10 protein-coding genes are annotated in these 15,927 nt (G+C 62.5%); 5 read left to right on the top strand and 5 right to left on the bottom strand.

Annotated features, from left to right (window positions below; genetic code table 11):
• Nucleotides 1-32: 32 nt before the first annotated feature.
• Nucleotides 33-2,381: a penicillin-binding protein 1C gene (gene pbpC, locus OOT55_RS16170; protein ID WP_265366873.1), complete on the bottom strand. Its 2,349-nt coding sequence runs from the start codon at nucleotides 2,379-2,381 to the stop codon at nucleotides 33-35.
• A 7-nt stretch (nucleotides 2,382-2,388) separates the two neighbouring features.
• Nucleotides 2,389-7,728, bottom strand: a complete 5,340-nt coding sequence (locus OOT55_RS16165; RefSeq protein WP_265366872.1) for an MG2 domain-containing protein — start codon at nucleotides 7,726-7,728, stop codon at nucleotides 2,389-2,391.
• Between the two features lie 99 nt (nucleotides 7,729-7,827).
• Here OOT55_RS16165 and OOT55_RS16160 point away from each other — a divergent pair, with 99 nt between their 5' ends.
• The 5 genes from OOT55_RS16160 to OOT55_RS16140 all read left to right on the top strand — a co-directional run bounded on the left by OOT55_RS16160 (nucleotide 7,828) and on the right by OOT55_RS16140 (nucleotide 12,561).
• Nucleotides 7,828-8,181: a DMT family protein gene (locus OOT55_RS16160; protein WP_265366871.1), complete on the top strand. Its 354-nt coding sequence runs from the start codon at nucleotides 7,828-7,830 to the stop codon at nucleotides 8,179-8,181.
• Between the two features lie 94 nt (nucleotides 8,182-8,275).
• Complete coding sequence (locus OOT55_RS16155) at nucleotides 8,276-10,249, top strand: TonB-dependent receptor domain-containing protein (protein ID WP_265366870.1); 1,974 nt, start codon at nucleotides 8,276-8,278, stop codon at nucleotides 10,247-10,249.
• Between the two features lie 74 nt (nucleotides 10,250-10,323).
• The gene (locus OOT55_RS16150; RefSeq protein WP_265366869.1) at nucleotides 10,324-10,632 is read left to right on the top strand and encodes a DUF3649 domain-containing protein; all 309 of its coding nucleotides are present in this window, start codon (nucleotides 10,324-10,326) and stop codon (nucleotides 10,630-10,632) included.
• On the top strand, nucleotides 10,629-12,269 hold the full coding sequence (locus OOT55_RS16145) for a PepSY-associated TM helix domain-containing protein (RefSeq protein ID WP_265366868.1): 1,641 nt from the start codon (nucleotides 10,629-10,631) through the stop codon (nucleotides 12,267-12,269). The genes OOT55_RS16150 and OOT55_RS16145 overlap by 4 nt, the downstream gene beginning before the upstream one ends.
• A gap of 1 nt (nucleotide 12,270) precedes the next feature.
• Complete coding sequence (locus OOT55_RS16140; RefSeq protein WP_265366867.1) at nucleotides 12,271-12,561, top strand: DUF3325 family protein; 291 nt, start codon at nucleotides 12,271-12,273, stop codon at nucleotides 12,559-12,561.
• 12 nt (nucleotides 12,562-12,573) lie between these two features.
• On the opposite strand, the gene OOT55_RS16135 is transcribed toward OOT55_RS16140, so the two are convergent.
• The 3 genes from OOT55_RS16135 to OOT55_RS16125 are packed head-to-tail and all read right to left on the bottom strand — an operon-like array spanning nucleotide 12,574 to nucleotide 15,927.
• Nucleotides 12,574-13,407 carry a sugar phosphate isomerase/epimerase family protein gene (locus OOT55_RS16135; protein WP_265366866.1) on the bottom strand — a complete coding sequence of 278 codons (834 nt, stop codon included), beginning with the start codon at nucleotides 13,405-13,407 and terminating at the stop codon, nucleotides 12,574-12,576.
• Nucleotides 13,404-14,666 carry a DUF6005 family protein gene (locus tag OOT55_RS16130; RefSeq protein WP_265366865.1) on the bottom strand — a complete coding sequence of 421 codons (1,263 nt, stop codon included), beginning with the start codon at nucleotides 14,664-14,666 and terminating at the stop codon, nucleotides 13,404-13,406. Before OOT55_RS16130 ends, OOT55_RS16135 begins: the two co-directional genes overlap by 4 nt.
• Before the next feature lies 1 nt (nucleotide 14,667).
• Nucleotides 14,668-15,927 carry an AMP-binding protein gene (locus OOT55_RS16125; protein ID WP_265366864.1) on the bottom strand — a complete coding sequence of 420 codons (1,260 nt, stop codon included), beginning with the start codon at nucleotides 15,925-15,927 and terminating at the stop codon, nucleotides 14,668-14,670.

Below are 15,927 nucleotides of genomic sequence, written 5' to 3'. Positions count from 1 at the left end.
CACAACGTCTATCGCCAATGTGTGACTCAGTTCTAGCCCTCGCCGCCCAGAACCCGAAACCAACGCTCCAGTTGGTAGCCATCCCCATCCACCAGACGTAATTTGTGCCAACCCGGGTCGAGGGAAACCGCCTGCTCGTGAAACAGGCGGGTTTTGCCCAGGTAGCGATCATCCAGATGCCAGAACAGTTCTCCCTCAGGATGACGATGGACAGCCTGAAGAACGGTGCGGCCGCGCCGCCCACTCAATTCCAGCGGGATGTACACCTGGCTACCCTCACGGGGATAGAGCAGGTCCATGGGTTGGTCATCGGCGTAGTGATGAACGGCGGCCAGGCAGTCCGGGCGCCAGGGGGGAACCGGACGGTAGTCACTGTGATGCAGGCGCCAGAAGTGCGCCTGGAGCGGCGGCAGGGTGAACAAGTCGGCCGAGACCATGGCGCTGACCCGCTCACAACCGGCGTGCACCCGATACTGGCCGGTGGCATCGAGTTGGACCCGCTGGTAGTGCGGGGTGACCTGCTGAAAGTGGCTGTGCCGGGGAATATCAATTTCGCGCGACTCGCACTGGCCACCGGCGAGATAGCCATCGGTGATGCACACGGAGACGGTTTTCAGAGCCTGGGTCGGGCGGTCAAACCAGCGATGATTGCCCAGTTGGGCAAACACTTCGAACAGTACCGGCGCGGCACTTTTCTGGCCGCTCAGCGCTGGCGCCGGTTCACCGCCGGCATTGCCGGCCCAGACGCCCACGGTGTAGCGGCCGTTGCTGCCAATCGCCCAGGCATCGCGCAGGCCGTAACTGGTGCCGGTTTTCCAGGCGATGGCCTGGCTGCCGCTGAAATCCCGCCAGAGCGCATCGGTGCCGGGGCGGACGACATTGAGCAACGCCTGCAGGGTCAACCAGGCGGCGCCCTGTCCCAGACCGGGATCGCCCTTTGCCACATTATGTTCGCCATGGACCCGCTGTGCTTCGGCGGGCCAGGTGCCCGCACGGGCCATGGAGGTCATTCGGGCGTAGAGGTTGGTCAGTTCCCACAGAGTGCCTTCGGCACCGCCCAGAATCAGACTCAGGCCATAGTCTTCGGCCGGGCGATGCAGGGTGCTCACCCCCAATTCCTGCAGACGATGGTGCAGCCGCTCAATGCCGTAATCTTTAAGCATGTGCACCGCCGGCACATTCAGCGAACGGGCCAGCGCCCGGTGAGCGGGCACGGCGCCGCGGTATTGACGGTCATAGTTTTCCGGTCGGTAGCCACCGAAATAGGCGGGAATGTCCGGTACCAATGTGGTGGGCAGCAGCTCGCCATCTTCCAACATCAGACCGTAGAGCAGAGGCTTGAGAATACTGCCGGTGGAACGCGGCCGCTGGATGATATCCACGGCTGGCGCGTGGTCATCCCCCGCGGCCTGATTGCCCACGTAAGCGAGGGTGCGCATCCGCTCATGGTCCAGCACCAGAATCGACAGGTTGTGGACGCCGTCCCGAGCCAGTCGCCGCCCCTGCTGCTCGGCTATGTGTTGGATGCGCCGTTGCAGGTCGGCATTCAGGGTGGTGTGGAACACCGCTTGCGAGGGGGCCTCGGCGGCCAACGTGGTCAGCAGGTGGGGCGCCAGATGAGGTAACGGTCGGGGTCGTTCGGGGAGTGGCTCGCGTAGCGCCAACCTCAGATCCAGCTCACTCAGGGCACCAGCCTCGGTCAGACGGCGCAGCAACTGATCCCGCTTTTGACGCAGGCGCTCGCGGTCGCGCCCGGGGTGGATCAGCGCCGGGCTGTTGGGCAGTACCGCCAGAGTGGCCGCTTCAGCCCAGGAAAGCTGCTCTGGTTCGCGACCGAAGTAGCGCCAGGCGGCGGCTCTCAGACCGACGATGTTGCCGCCGAAGGGGGCGTGACTGGCATAAAGGGTCAGCAATTCATCCTTGCTGAAATGCCACTCCAGGTGCAGAGCACTCAGCGCCTCCAGCGCTTTATTGCCCAGGGTTCGGGGCGGGTCGTCGCGCAGCATTCGGGCCAATTGCATGGTGAGGGTACTGCCGCCGCTGGTGACCCGGCCGGCTCTGATATTGCCCCAACCGGCCCGGACGATGGCCAGGGGGTCGATGCCCGGGTGGAGATGAAAGCGTCGGTCTTCGAACCGCAACAGGGCCTGCTCGTATTTGTTCGGCAACCCGGTAACCGGGGCAAAGCGCCATTGCTGGTCACCGGCAATCCGGGCTCCGAGCAGTTCGCCATTGTCGGCGAGTATCAGACGGGCGTAGTCACGGTTTTGTAAGCCCGACGGCAGCGGCCAGTACTGCAGGAGCAGCAAGACAACCAGCATGCCCCCGGCCACCCCCACCAGCCAGGGCTGACGTATCCACTTGCCGAACGTCTTACTCACCGCCGCCTCAGTCCGACTTGATCACACGGACCCACTGCCCGGCGGTACCCGCCCGAATCCGTTCGTTGTACATGGCTTCGGTACGCCAGCCCGGGAGATAGAAATCCCCGGCGTAGGAAGCGTTGAGCAGGATTTTCAGTGTGACCCGCTCCTGACGGTGGTCCTGATAGCGCCAGCGCCACCGGTAGTCCCTCCAGAGGCTGAAGTAGCCCAATACCCGGTCGTCGCGAATGTCCAGATAATCAAACCCGTCGGGCGCATCGCCGCCCTCCAGTCGCTCGTTGCGGATCTGCCAGCCGCTGGGCATCACCAGACTCAGGGCTATATCCTCCAGCCGCGCACGGCCCAGTTCACCGAAGTCGGCAGACACACTGATTTCCGCCATAAAGTCGGTGCCCTGAGGCAGTTCGGTGACGTCCAGGGTTTCGCCTTCCAGCGTGGCGAAGCGCACGTCCAGATTCAGTCCCTCCGCTTCCGGCTGCTCATCCGTGGCGGCGGGCGTGCCGCGATTGCTGAGCAGCACCCGCAGGTTCTGATCGCTGTCGTTGCGCACCCCGGCCTGGATATTCATCAATGACTGCCGATACCAGTGACTCTGACTTTCCAGAGGCTGCCAATCGCCCTCGGTATCCAGCGCGAAGCGCAGGGGTTCCTCGGCGTCTACGTCTCCGGCGAAGTTCGCCAGGGAGGTGAGGGCCCAGGCCACCGATTGAGTGCTGTACCAGTCGGACTCGGAGAGCCGATCCGCGATCTGTTCCGCCTGTTGCCAGGCCGCTTCCTGCTCACCGGCCTGAACCAGCAATTTCAGGCCGATGGCCCGGTCGCGCAGGCTGGAACCGTAGGTATAGCCGGGTTCATCGTACTCCGGCACGCGCTCGACCTCGGGCATCAGCTCCCGCCCGGCATCCTTGAGCCCGAGCTGATAGTAAGCACTCGCCAGCAGACGCCGTGCGGTCACCTGCTGATCGCCGTTCAGTTGGTTCAATCGCTCCCGCAACCGGTTCATGGCCGGGGTTTCCGCCGCGCCCGCCAGGGCCAGCACGTAAAGGCGATAGGCCTGTACCTGGGTCCGGTAGTCTTCGCCCTGACTGAAGCGGCGGGCCTGTTGGCGCTCGTGGTCCAGCCAGCGCTGCAAGCCGTCGGCCTCAACACCATAGCCGCGCCGCTGGGCTTCCACCAGGAAGTGCCCCGCGTAGAGTGAAGCCCAGTCATTGGCATAGGTCGCGCCGGGCCAGTAGCTGAAGGCACCGTTGGCCAACTGGAAGCGGGCCAGCCGCTCGATAGCGGCCTGCAGGTTGCTTTCCCGCTCGCGCTCCTGGTCATCGGACAGGGATACCAGTCGATCCAGATAGAGTTGCGGGAACGCGGCGGAGGTCACCTGCTCCAGACAGCCGTGGGGGTAGTTGAGCAGGTAGCCCAGGTGCTGCTCCAGGTTGATTGGCGGCAACCGGCTGATCTCGATGCTGGCCTCATTGGTGCCCGCCATGCCGTGGGCCTCCAGGGAAGAGCGCCACTCCTCGCCCGGCGCCAGGACAACCTGCTCCCGGCGCACCGACGGGGGGTTGGCCGCACGGGATTCAATATGAATGGTCTGGCTGGCCGTCTCCTCACCGCTGCGGGCGGTGACGGTCACCTGCCCTTGCCCGACCTGATCGTTGACCTTGAGGGTCAGCTCGGTGATGGCGTCCTGTTGCCCGTCCAGGCTGAGTTCCGCTGTACTCTGCTCCAGGGTGAACAGGTCACTGGCGCTGGCCTCAATGTTCACCTGATCAATGGCTTCGTCGTTAGTGAACACTTGCACCGGCAGGGAGATGGTCTCGCCCGGGCCGACCACCCGGGGCAGCGTCGCCAGCAGGCTGAGCGGTTGGGTGACGGTGACGCTCTGTTCGGCCTTGCCATAGGCGCCCTGCTGGCCCGCCACTACCATGGCGCGGACTTCGCCCAAGTATGGCGGCAGGGAGATCTCGTGGGTCCGGGTCTCGCCCGCGGCCAGCGTAAAGGGGCCGAGGAACTGTACTACCGGCGGGAACCGGCGCTCACGGGGGTTGGCATCAGCCTCGTCGTCGGCATCGCTACCACCGATGGCGAGCACTCTCTGCAGGGAAGCACCGTAGGCCCCGACCACCTGATCAAACAGGTCCCAAGTGTATACCCCCAGGGCTTCGCGACGATAGAAATGGTCGTGAGGATCGGGCGCCTTGAAACCGGTAATGCCCAGCAAGCCCTCATCCACCAGGGCCAGGGTGTAGGTCATTGCGCGGTCATTGGTCTCGCTGACCTCAACCGCAAAGGTGGACTCCGGACGCACCTGCTCGGGCGCCTCAATAACCGGCTCCAAGCGGGTGTCGGGATCTTCCACCGCCAGGGGCACCAACCCATACAGGCGCATGGGGGCATCACTGGCCCGGTCCTGGTGGGGCAGCAACAGGCTCAGGTGGACATAGACATTGGGCGCCATTTCGGCGGTGACCGGAATCTCGATATCGGTCTGCCCCGGTTCCAGATCCAGCCAGCGCCGCTCCAATACGCGCCGACCGTTTTCCAGACTGAGCAGCACACGGCCACGCTCAACCTCCGGCAATCGGACCCGTGCGGTCTCGCCCACTTCGTATTGATCCTGATCGGTGGACAGCATCAGTTGGGTGGCGCTGGCGGGATTGACCGCGTTGCTGCGACTCCAACCCAGATACAACAGCTCCCCGGCGCAATGACCGCTGTTCTCATCACAGACCCGCAGCAGGTAGCGGCCCCAATCGTACCGGTCCTTTTCCAGGGTCCAGCGGGCCAGGCCATTGGCATCGGTGGTGAGCGAGTCTTCGCTTAAGGGCGCGCGATTTTCACTGGCCACAAAGCTGGCCAGGTCGTCACTGCCGCGATCCCACCACCAGCGCCAGTCCACTTTGTAGAGGGTGAGTTTCAGGTCGCGGCCGGCCAATGGTTCGCCGTCGCTGGAGAGGCTCTGGAAGCTGACTTCATGATCCTGATTGCGGGCGATGGCCCCGTTGTAACCGCTGCCATCGGGTACATGAATGCCCACCCACTGTTCGAAAGGCAGGTAATCGAACCGACGCAGCGCCGTGCTGAACGCCCCGCCCGGCTCGAACACGCGGTTGATGAATACGGCGGATAATTGACCCGGCGGCGGTGAGGCCACCGGCAGGTTCACCGGAAAGCGCGCCTCACCCGTTTGATCTAATACCCCTTCAAACACCTTCTGAGTGGCCCCGGCAAATTCCCGGGCCGGGTCGTCAAAGGTGAACTGGCTGTAGCCGTCGAAGCGGGTGGTCTTGGGAATCAACCGGACCTCGGTATCCGCTTTCAGCCCGGCGGCACTGGCGCCGTGCAGCCACTGGGCGGACAGCTCGGCCTCGGCCGGCATGGCATCCAGACGCAACGGGGTCTCGGCAAAGCTCAAATCCATTTTCAGCCGGTTGGGCATGATGGTTTCGATCTTGAGTACCTTGTCGAAGTAGCGGTTGCCCAGGTGCACTACCGCGCGCCAGTTGCCCGTGGGCGCCGACTCCTCGGTGCTCAGGGTAAAGCGGTAAAAACCGTCCACCGGGTCGCGGGCGATTTCGCTGGTGACTTTCTTTCCTTGGGGATCAAACAGATCCAGGGTCACCGGATGATCCTCGGGCCACTGGTCGTCGCGATCTTCGAGAATAAAGGTCAGGTGGATATCATCCCCCGGCCGCCAGACATCCCGCTCGCCATAGAGAAAGCCTTTCAAACCATCGCGCACCGGCTCACCATCCACATCAAACTGGTTGGTGGGTAACGCTTCGTTGCGCGCCAGGCGCAGATAGCCGGTTTTACCGTCGCGCTCGGCCATCAGATAAAACGGCTGGCCATCGGTGCGGATTGAGGCCATGCCATATTCATCGGTGCGGCCTTCGCCAATGGGCTGCTGCTGGAAGTTGTACACCCGGATGCGGGCGTCCGGCAGCGGTGCGGCATCAAGCAGGCCGGTGGCAATCACTTCCAGCCGGTCATCGCCACCGAGCTTGGCCATCAGGCCCATGCTGGATACCTGAAAGGCGCGCTGGGCCTGCACCTGATCGCTGTAGCGGTAGTAACTTTCGTGGCACGGGTTGTTGCGTTCGCTGTAGACCCAGTAACCACGGGATTCATAGTACTGCCGATACCAGGCGGGCGTGGACTCATTCTGGTAGGACCAGTCGCCCTCGTGGCTTTCCGGTTCCGGATCTTCCGCCTGCTCGGGGCGCGGCACATCGCAGGGATAGAGTGAGTTGCTGCGGTCCACACCCAGGGCCAGTTGAATCATGCCCTCCGGGTGCTCTGCCATCAGCTCGGTCAGATCCAGGTTGTAGCGTTGCCATCCATCGCTGGCGGGCTCGGGCAGGCGATAGGTTTTGCGCCACAAATAACGACCGGTGGCACCGTCCGGCCCGGCATCGGTCAAACCATGATTCTGCAGATACTGACCCATATTGCCTTCGAACACCTTGAAGGCGGTCACCTGAACCGAGTCGATATTCGCCGCTTCAAACGGAACGGACAATTGGCGGGCGGGCGGCAGAATACTGCTGTTGCCCAGAAAGCGCACACCGGGGGTGACCAGATTCAGGCGCAGCGTCTGTTCAAAGCCTTTGCCAAGGCGATGGCCTCGGGCGCTGCGTACCAGGTCGGTGACGGTCAGGGTGACGGCTTCGTCAGTTTGCTCCCGGGGGTACAGACGCAGGCGACTGCCGTCTACTCGAGCGCGAACCGCCTCCCCGCCGAGCTCCACCAGCCCACTCAGGTTCTGCTCGCGATCGAGCGGCTGGGAAAAGCTCACCTCCACATAGGTTTGCCCACCGCGCACCACTTGCGCGCCGGTAACCACGAAGGTGTCACGCGCGGGAAGCGTCAGGGTTCGTTGGCCCTTCTGTGACGACCCGATGCTCGAGCCGTCCCAGGCGAGCACCAGCGTCTGGTCCCGGTCGGTTTGAGGCAAGGCGTCCAGATGGAAACCGAAGCGCACCGGCTTGGCGGTCTCCTGCCACTGTACCGACACCGGTTCTCCTCCAAGCTCCGCCGTCAGAACCGATTCCACAGCGTTCCGATCCGCACCGTCCGGCACATAGAGCTCGCCGGACAGTGATAACTCGCCGGCCCTCTCCGACGGTGCCAAACCACCCACCGTCAGTTCAAAACTGACGGGTGGGGCAGCCCCCCGAGCAGACGTTGAGGAAGCTTCAGAAGAGGAGGAAGCCGTGGCCGGCGTCGGGTCCTCGCCCGGGCTGCAGGCCAGCAGCGCCGACAGGGCGGCACCGATCAACACACAACGTATCCATGAGACCGAATTCCAGACCATCACGTCTGTCGGTAAATACAGCTTGTCCATAAGAGTCCTTGATTGTCAGTGAGCAGGAAGGTAACTGCGTTCAGTTTAGCCGAGACCCAAGCTATAATCCCAGACGTCCACCACCCCCGAGAGTTCACCATGCCGCCCGCGTTGATTACCATCGGCCTGCTGCTGTGCAGTAATATCTTCATGACCTTCGCCTGGTACAGCCACCTGAAGGAACTGAACCACAAGCCGTGGATCATCGCTGCGCTGGTGAGCTGGGGAATCGCCCTGTTTGAATACCTGTTCCAGGTACCGGCCAACCGGGTCGGCTATACCGTAATGAGCGTCGGCCAGCTCAAGATTCTGCAGGAAGTCATCACCCTGAGTGTCTTCGTGCCTTTCGCCCTCTTTTATCTCAAGGAACCGCTGAAACTGGATTACCTCTGGGCCGGCTTATGCCTGCTGGGTGCCGTGTTTTTCATGTTTCGCTCAAAACTCGGGCTTTAAGCCTCTAACGTAACAACTGTAACAATCGTTTACAGCGCCACACACGTTAATGATAATGCTTCTTTTTTAGATTTATTGAAAAGGAAGCTCCCTCATGACCGCACCGAATGCCTCCCGTCTGAGTCCACTCGCTCTGGCCATCGCCCTGGCGCCCATGGCCTCCATTGCACAAAACGCCACTCCCGACGCCGACCCACAGCAGCACAACCGCACCCTGATCAGCGAAGAACTGGTGGTGGTCGGCCAACCGCTGGACAGCCTGATGGACAGCGACGATATCGAGCGCAAACAGGCCAATGACCTGGACGATATTTTCTCCGGCGTGTCCTCTGTACTGGTAGGCGGCTCCGTAGGCGCTGCCCAGAAAATCTATGTGCGCAACCTCGGCGAAGACACTTTGAACATCATGGTGGATGGCGCCACCCAGTCCGGGGTGACCTACCATCACACCGGCCGGATTTCCGTCGAGCCTGAACTGCTCAAGCAGGTAAGGGTACAGGTGGGCGCCGGCGATGCCACCAATGGCCCCGGCGCCCTGGGGGGCGCCATCCGGTTTGAGACCAAAGACCCCGAGGACCTGCTGGGTTCCAACAATTTCGGCGCCCTGCTGAAAACCGGCTACTTCTCCAATACCGAAGGCACCAAAAACAGCGCCACGGTCTATGGCCGCTTCAACGATACCTTCAGTGCCATGGCCAGCTACGTAGACGCCGATCAGGGCAATATGGAAGACGCCGAGGGCAACGAACTGCCCGGCACCAATTCGGACCAGGAACTGGGCTTTGTCAAATTGGTGGGTGACTTGGGCGCTGGCCACACCCTGCGTCTGAGTCACGAAAAACTGACCGAAGAGGGCGAAAAGCTGACCCGCCCGGAGTGGGGCCAAGGCCCCAATAACCCGCTGCGCGAGCTGCAGTTTGAACGCCAGACCAGCACCCTGAATTATCAGTGGGATGCGCCGGGTAACGACACCGTTCTTCTGGAGGCGAATGTCTACCAGACCGAATTCGACATCTACCGGCCCTGGGACAACTACACCAGCGCGGTGGATACCCGGGGCTTCACCTTCGGCAACACCAGCCAACTGGCCCGTCACAACGTGGAGTATGGTGTGGACTATCGGGACGACGAAGTGACCGCCGGCGAGGCGGACGATGCCAACCCCTTTACCGAAACCAGTGAGGTACTGGGCCTGTTTGTGCAGGATCGCTATCAGGCCACCGACAAGTTGTTGCTGAGCTTCGGCACCCGCTACGACGAGTTTGAGGCGGTGGATAAGGAAGGTAACGAGTTTACCGAAGAGGGCTTCAGCCCCAATGTGGGTTTCTCCTACAAGGCGACCCGTCGACTGACCTTCAGCGGTGGCTATGCCGAAGCGCTGCGCGGCGTGGAAACCAATGACGGTTTCAAGCTGTTCGGCACCACCAATGACCCGGACCTGAAAGCCGAGCGCGCCAAAAACCTGGAGTTCGGTGCGGACTACGAACTCGGACGCTTTGTGTTCTCCGCCGGGGTGCACGATGTCACCATTGAAGATGCCATCGGCAACGCCGTGCCCTGGTCCCGTCATTACGAGAATCTGGGGGATCTGGAGTCCGACGGCTACACCCTGGGCGTGACCTACAGCGGTCAGCGACTGTTCTCCAAATGGACTTTTCTGGATACCACCGCCGAGATTGACGGCGAGCAGGTCACCCGCTACTCCTACGGCTACTTGGGCACGACCACTGGTGACACCCTGTCGATCGACACTTCCTACCAGATTACCGACGGTCTGGATGCGGGCTGGATCGCCACACTGGTCGAGGGCGTGGACGACATTTTTGTCGTCGCGGCGGATGCAAGCGTCGATAAACCCGGCTACGGCGTGCACGATTTTTATCTGCACTGGGAACCGCGCGTCACCGAAAACCTGAGCATGACGCTCACGGTGAAAAACGCCTTCAACAAACAGTACCTGGACCACGGCAGTATCGAGGACTTTACCCATGTGCCCGACTATGAAGGCATTGTTGGCTACCCGGCGCCCGGGCGTGATATTCGCCTGAGTCTGGCGCTGCGTTTCTGATCCGATCAGGAACGTCCGCTTACCAGCGCGGAGTTTTCTCTCCGCGCTGTGATTTTCCAGGGAGCATTATTGCCATGGCCCGATCCGTTTCCCACACGCCCCTCCTGTTGGATGTGCTCTCCCGCAGTCTGGCCGCCCTGCTCGGCGGTTACACCCTGAGCATCGCCCTGCCCGTGCTGGTGGGTTTGCTATTACCGATGGAACGGGGCCCGGCGACGATGACGGCCCTGTTGCTCAGTTTTCTCGTGTACACCGGGGCCTTCCTGTGGGCGTTTGGCGTGCGCAGCCACTGGCGCGCCTGGAGCGGGTTGCTGTTACCCGCATTAGTGAGCGGTAGCCTCGCTACGGGATGGCTGATACTGGCGGGTGATCTGGCCTTATGAAGTCGACGTTTCGCGCCTCCATGGCCTGGTTGCACCGTTGGGCGGGCATTATTTTCAGTGCTCTGATGTACTTTATTTTCGTCACCGGCACCACCGGATTTTTCCATTTCGAAATGGACCGCTGGATGGAGCCGGAACGTCCCCTGGCGATGCAATGGTCTGACGACGAATGGCACTCCGCCGACACCGATCGTTACACCGTCTATACCGACCGGGGCGAACTAAACCTGTCCACCCGAACCTTGATTGAACTCGGCACCGAACGCCTTCAGCAAAAAGCGCACTCCGAGTCGGTCTGGTGGGGGATAATTCTGCCCACGGCGCGCAACGGCAATTTCTGGGTGGAGTGGCAACCGCCTCGAGACGCCAACGGGGAGCGGACGGAACGGGAAGCGGAGTATCTGGATTTTCGCGACGGCGAGCCACACTGGATTCAACCCCGGAACACCGGCGGCGGCATGGCACTGTACCGGTTGCACTGGCGCCTGCACTATCTGCCGGACACGCTTGCCTACTGGATCGTCGGGCTGTGCACCCTGTTGATGCTGGTCGGCCTGGTCTCCGGGGTGATCATTCACCGGCGTATTTTCCGCGAATTTTTCACCCTGCGTCTTTTTCGCCGCGCCCGCTCCTGGCTGGATCTGCACAACCTGAGCAGCGTTCTCGCCCTGCCCTTTCAGATCATGATCGTCTACAGCGGCCTGGTCTTTTTTGCGGTCACCTTTATGGAGCCCATCGTCACGGCCCGCTATGGCGACGAGGGCACCCGGACTTTCTATGAAGAAGCCTTTCCCGAGACCGAGGCGGACGCGAAAGCCGGAGAGAAAGCGGACAGCGTGGCCATTGCGCCCTTGCTGGCACAGGCGCAGGCGGAAACCGGTCAACGAATCGAACAGATGTACCTGCTGCACCCCGGCGATAAAAATGCCCGGCTTTCGTTTTATCTACCGGAGCCCTCACCGGGACACTATCAAGGCAAACCCCACAAGCTGTTGTATCGGGCCAGTACCGGTGAGCGGCTCGACGGCGGTGAACAACAGTACGGTGGTGCTGCCTCGGTGGAGAAAACCCTGATTGCGTTGCACGAGGGGCTGTTTGCCGACTGGCCGCTGCGCTGGCTCTATATCCTGTGCAGCCTGATGGGCATCCTCATGATCGCCACCGGCGCCCTGTACTTCGTCAAGAAACGCACCGCCAGCCGTCCCGCTGAGTACGCCAATGTGGAGCGTTTTTACGCGGCGGTCATTCTCGGTTTGCCCCTGGCGATCGCGGTGTATTTTTTCAGTAATCGACTGATTCCCGTCGACCTTGCCGGGCGGGCCGACTGGGAAATGCACTGCCTGTTTCTGGCCTGGCTGGTCAGTGGTGTCTTCACCTGGCTTCGACCCAGAGCCGCGATCTGGCGGGAACTGTTGGTCCTGAATGCGCTGGGCTGGGGTCTGTTGCCTGTCGTCAACGCTCTGACCAGCGACCGTCACCTGGGCAGCAGCCTGGCCGTGGGCGACTGGGTGCTCGCTGGTTTTGATCTGACCGCCCTCGCTCTGGCGGCGAGCTTTGCCCTGATGGCGGGGTACGGTTATCGTCAGGTTTTGGCCAGCCAACGCACTGGCCACACGACCGTCATTCAGGAGGTTTGAAATGACCGGCGTCGTAATCGCACTGTTTGTCTCGCAGCTATTGCTGGCTCTGTCCCTACCCGCTCATTTGCGCACCCTGACCCCCGTCCTGGCCCGGAACCCGGCCCGATTCCGGCGCCTGGCATTGGCGTTGCGCAGCATCGGTTATCCACTCCTGACAGCATCGGCCGCGCTCGCCATGGTTCACTGGGGCCCCGCTCTGGGGCTCACTTACTGGTTCGGTCTGTTTGCGCTCACGGGGCTGAGTGCGGCACTTGGGCTGGAGTTCCTCAATCGCCGCCATGCCCGCTGATTGGCTCGACGCTCACGCATGGCACAGCCGCTCCGTTTGCAGGCGTCGAATCTGCTGGCTGTCCCGGGCAATCACCTCAAAGGGGTCCGGCCCGAACCACTCCAGGGAGGCCGAGTGCACCCGCTCATCGGGCAGGCTGTGCAGAAAGTCAGCGAAGTCACAGGCGCCCTCGAACAGCGGCACCATGCCGGCCCGGCTACCTGCGGCGGAATAGACATTGTCGGGGGCGAATTCCGGCAGGTACTGGCGGTGACGGATGTTCTTCAGGTGCAAGTGCTGCACCTGAGGAGCGAGCCGGCGCCAGGCGCGCACCGGGTCCTCCCCGGCCTCCCAGATATGCAGCACATCCAGATTCACTTTCAGGGCCGGATGGTCCACTGCCGCCAGCAGTTCCCCGGTGGCCTCGGTGGTATCGGCCCCGGTATTCGGATGGGTTTCCAGCAACAGGGTCATGCCCGCCTCCTCCGCCTGTAAACAATAATCCCGCAATCGACAGACCAGGGCGTGCCAATCGGCGGCGGTGCATTCGGTACTGGCTTTCTTCCCGGCGAATACCCGGATCTTGCGGGTATTCCAGTGACGGGCCAGGACGCACAGCTCCCGGAGCTTTTCCCGTCCCTGGGGGTAGGGGCCGGCAAAAGGCAGGTAGTCGCTGAGCATGCTCACCCCCAACCCCATGGCCTCGAGCCAATCGCCGTTCAACGCCGGCTGGTGCCTCAGACCCCGGGCGTGCGCCGCCCAGAGTTCGATGCCATCCAGCCCGGCCCCCACGGCAAAGGTGGCCAGCTCCGGCAGGGAAACCAACTGGTGGCGAAAACTGATGGTACAGAGCGACAGATGCATCATAGGACGGCCACCTCCCGGGGCTCAGAGCCGCGATTCGACCGCTGTTTGCGCCAGTCATTAAAGGCGTGAAACAGGGCGCGCTTGACCCGGTATTCCCGGTGGTGCTGTTCCGCGATCCGGCGAGAAAGCCGGGCGAGATCTTCCCGCGTCCGGGTGTGAGCGACTTTATTGGCCCGATACAGAACGGCGTCGTAGCCTTTGACCAACGCCTCGATCTCATCGCACCAGTGCTCGAACTCATCCGCCGGGCGCTCCAGCGCCCGCCAGAAGTAGGCCAGACCATGCTCATAGGCGTATTTGCGGATCGCCAGCACCGGCAATTCGGCCAAGGCCGCGCCCAAGCGTTCGAGCGGTTGCTCGCCGCCGGGCAGGTGGCGGCGCACCACCTGCTCTACCGCCTGAGTCAGGGTGTTATCGGTGGGCTGGAAGCAGACTTCGAAGTACGCCATCACCGCCTCTGGTTCCGGCTCGTGCAGGTGGCGGGTATCCAACCGGACACCGCCCGCCACGGCGGGTGACTCCACCGCGTGCAACACCCTCCGACGATCCAGGCTGCCCTCCCAGCGAAAGTCCGGGTCCCACATCCAGAGCCGATCCGGATCCGCGTCGTTTTCCAGCAGAACGTAGTGCGGGAAAGGGTTGAGCTGAAAGCGGTTTTCCCGCTCGGGGAGCCGGTACAGGTCCAGCATCACCATCAGATGCTCCCGGGGTTTGCGCTGCGCCAGGCGGGTTTCCAAGGTGGCGATATTGCGGGCCTTGCTCAGTGCCGGGTCATACCAGGGGGAGACCTCGGCCCCGTACAGACGCTCGAACCAGGTTAGGAAAAACCCGTGGTCCACCGCCTCGTCGTGGTAGCGCAGTCGCGCCTGATCGTCGACAAACACCTCGGCGTCCCAGACACCGAAATACAGGGGCCGGTGATCAATCCCTCGCGCCTTGATCGGGTGACACAGGCAACTGACCACGCAGTGCACTTTCACATCCAGTTCCGGCTCGCCGACCGTGTCGTTGGCCGCCACCGGTCGCACCAGCGCCTCCAGATCGCTCACCCGTTCCAGATCGCCGGCGCTCAATGCTTCCTCCGGCAGCACATAGCCGCACTCGGTTTCCAGCAGCACCAGCAGTTGCATCAGCTCCACCGAATCGAGCCCGAGCTGGTACGTCAGGTGACTGTCCGGCGAGAGATCCTCGCAGGGTATTCGAGGCAGGTATCGGGTCATCAGGTCGCGCAGTTGACGAACAAAGGTTTCACTGGCCATCTCAAGCCACCCCCTGTGTGGCGTCGGCGGCAAACTGCTCGGCCAGTTGCCGACGACTGACCTTGCCGTTGGGCAGGCGCGGTATCCGCTCGCGGTGATAAAAACGGCTGGGCCATTGATGGCTCGCCAGGTGCTGGCGGCAGAACGCTCGCAGGTCGGCATCACTCAAGGCTGCGGTCCCGGTATAGACCGCCGCCACCCGCTCCCCCGCCATGGGGTCGGGCTGCTTGAACACCACCGCCTCGCGAATACCGGCGTGGCGCATCAGAATGTTTTCCACCTCCTGGGGATAGACGTTGAAACCGGCGGCGATGATGGTGTCATCCAGGCGTCCGCAGAAGCGCAGGCGCCCCTGGCTGTCCAGATAGCCGGCATCGCCGGTGGCGATGTGTCGGCCCTGCTGAATGACCACCACCTCTTCGGGTTCTTCCGGACCGCTACCCGCACGCAGCTCGCCGTGCCCCAGTGGCGCACCCATGATGTCCGCCCGCTCCGGTTGCCGGGCCAGCGCCACGCAGCCGGCCTCGGAGCAGCCGTACTGCTGCCAGAGGTTGTCGGTTTTGCCGCGCACCTCATCGAACCAGGCTTCGGGCATGACGCTGCCCGAGGTCATCACCCCGTATAGGGGCTCGCCCGGTAGCCAGAGCATCATCAGGGTGCGGATAAAGGTGGGCGAGCTGTACAGCAGGGGCCGGGATTCCGCGCGCAACACTTTCAGCAGGTACTTGGGATTCCAGCCGGTGACGATGCGCGGCGCCACCCCCCGGTCCAGGGCCGCAAGCACGCCGCAGATCAGACCGTAGGAATGGCTGATGGAACAGGCCACCACCGGCACCACCTCGGGGGGCAGTTCGAGCGCCCGATTGTAATGGGTGATTTCGGTGTCGATCTCCGACCAGGTGCGCTCAATGGGTTTGGCTTCACCGGTGGTGCCGGAGCTGAACTGAATCAGGGTGCTTTCCCGAGCCGACGCCGTGCGCTCAAGCGGGACAAGCTGTTCCGCGCTCTGCCAGATCAAACCGTCGCAGTGCAGCGCCCGGGCTTTCTCCAGAGCCGTGGCCCGGGGCGTGTCCGCCGGTAACGGCGCGATGGACAATCCCTGTTGTCGGGCATAGAGCACCAGGGCCAGCCATTCGACTGAATCGTGGGTACAAACGGCCAGACGCCGACCGGACAGTGCCGTGAGAGCCCTGGTCAACGGGCGCCAGCGCGACTCCAGCATTGCCTGGTCGTAGGGTCGATCATTGAGATAAAAAAGCAT

Origin of the sequence: Marinimicrobium sp. C6131, from assembly GCF_026153455.1 — a bacterium.
GTDB lineage: Bacteria > Pseudomonadota > Gammaproteobacteria > Pseudomonadales > Cellvibrionaceae > Marinimicrobium.
Note: the sequence above shows the minus strand (reverse complement) of the source record. Positions and strands in the feature narration are given on the sequence as shown.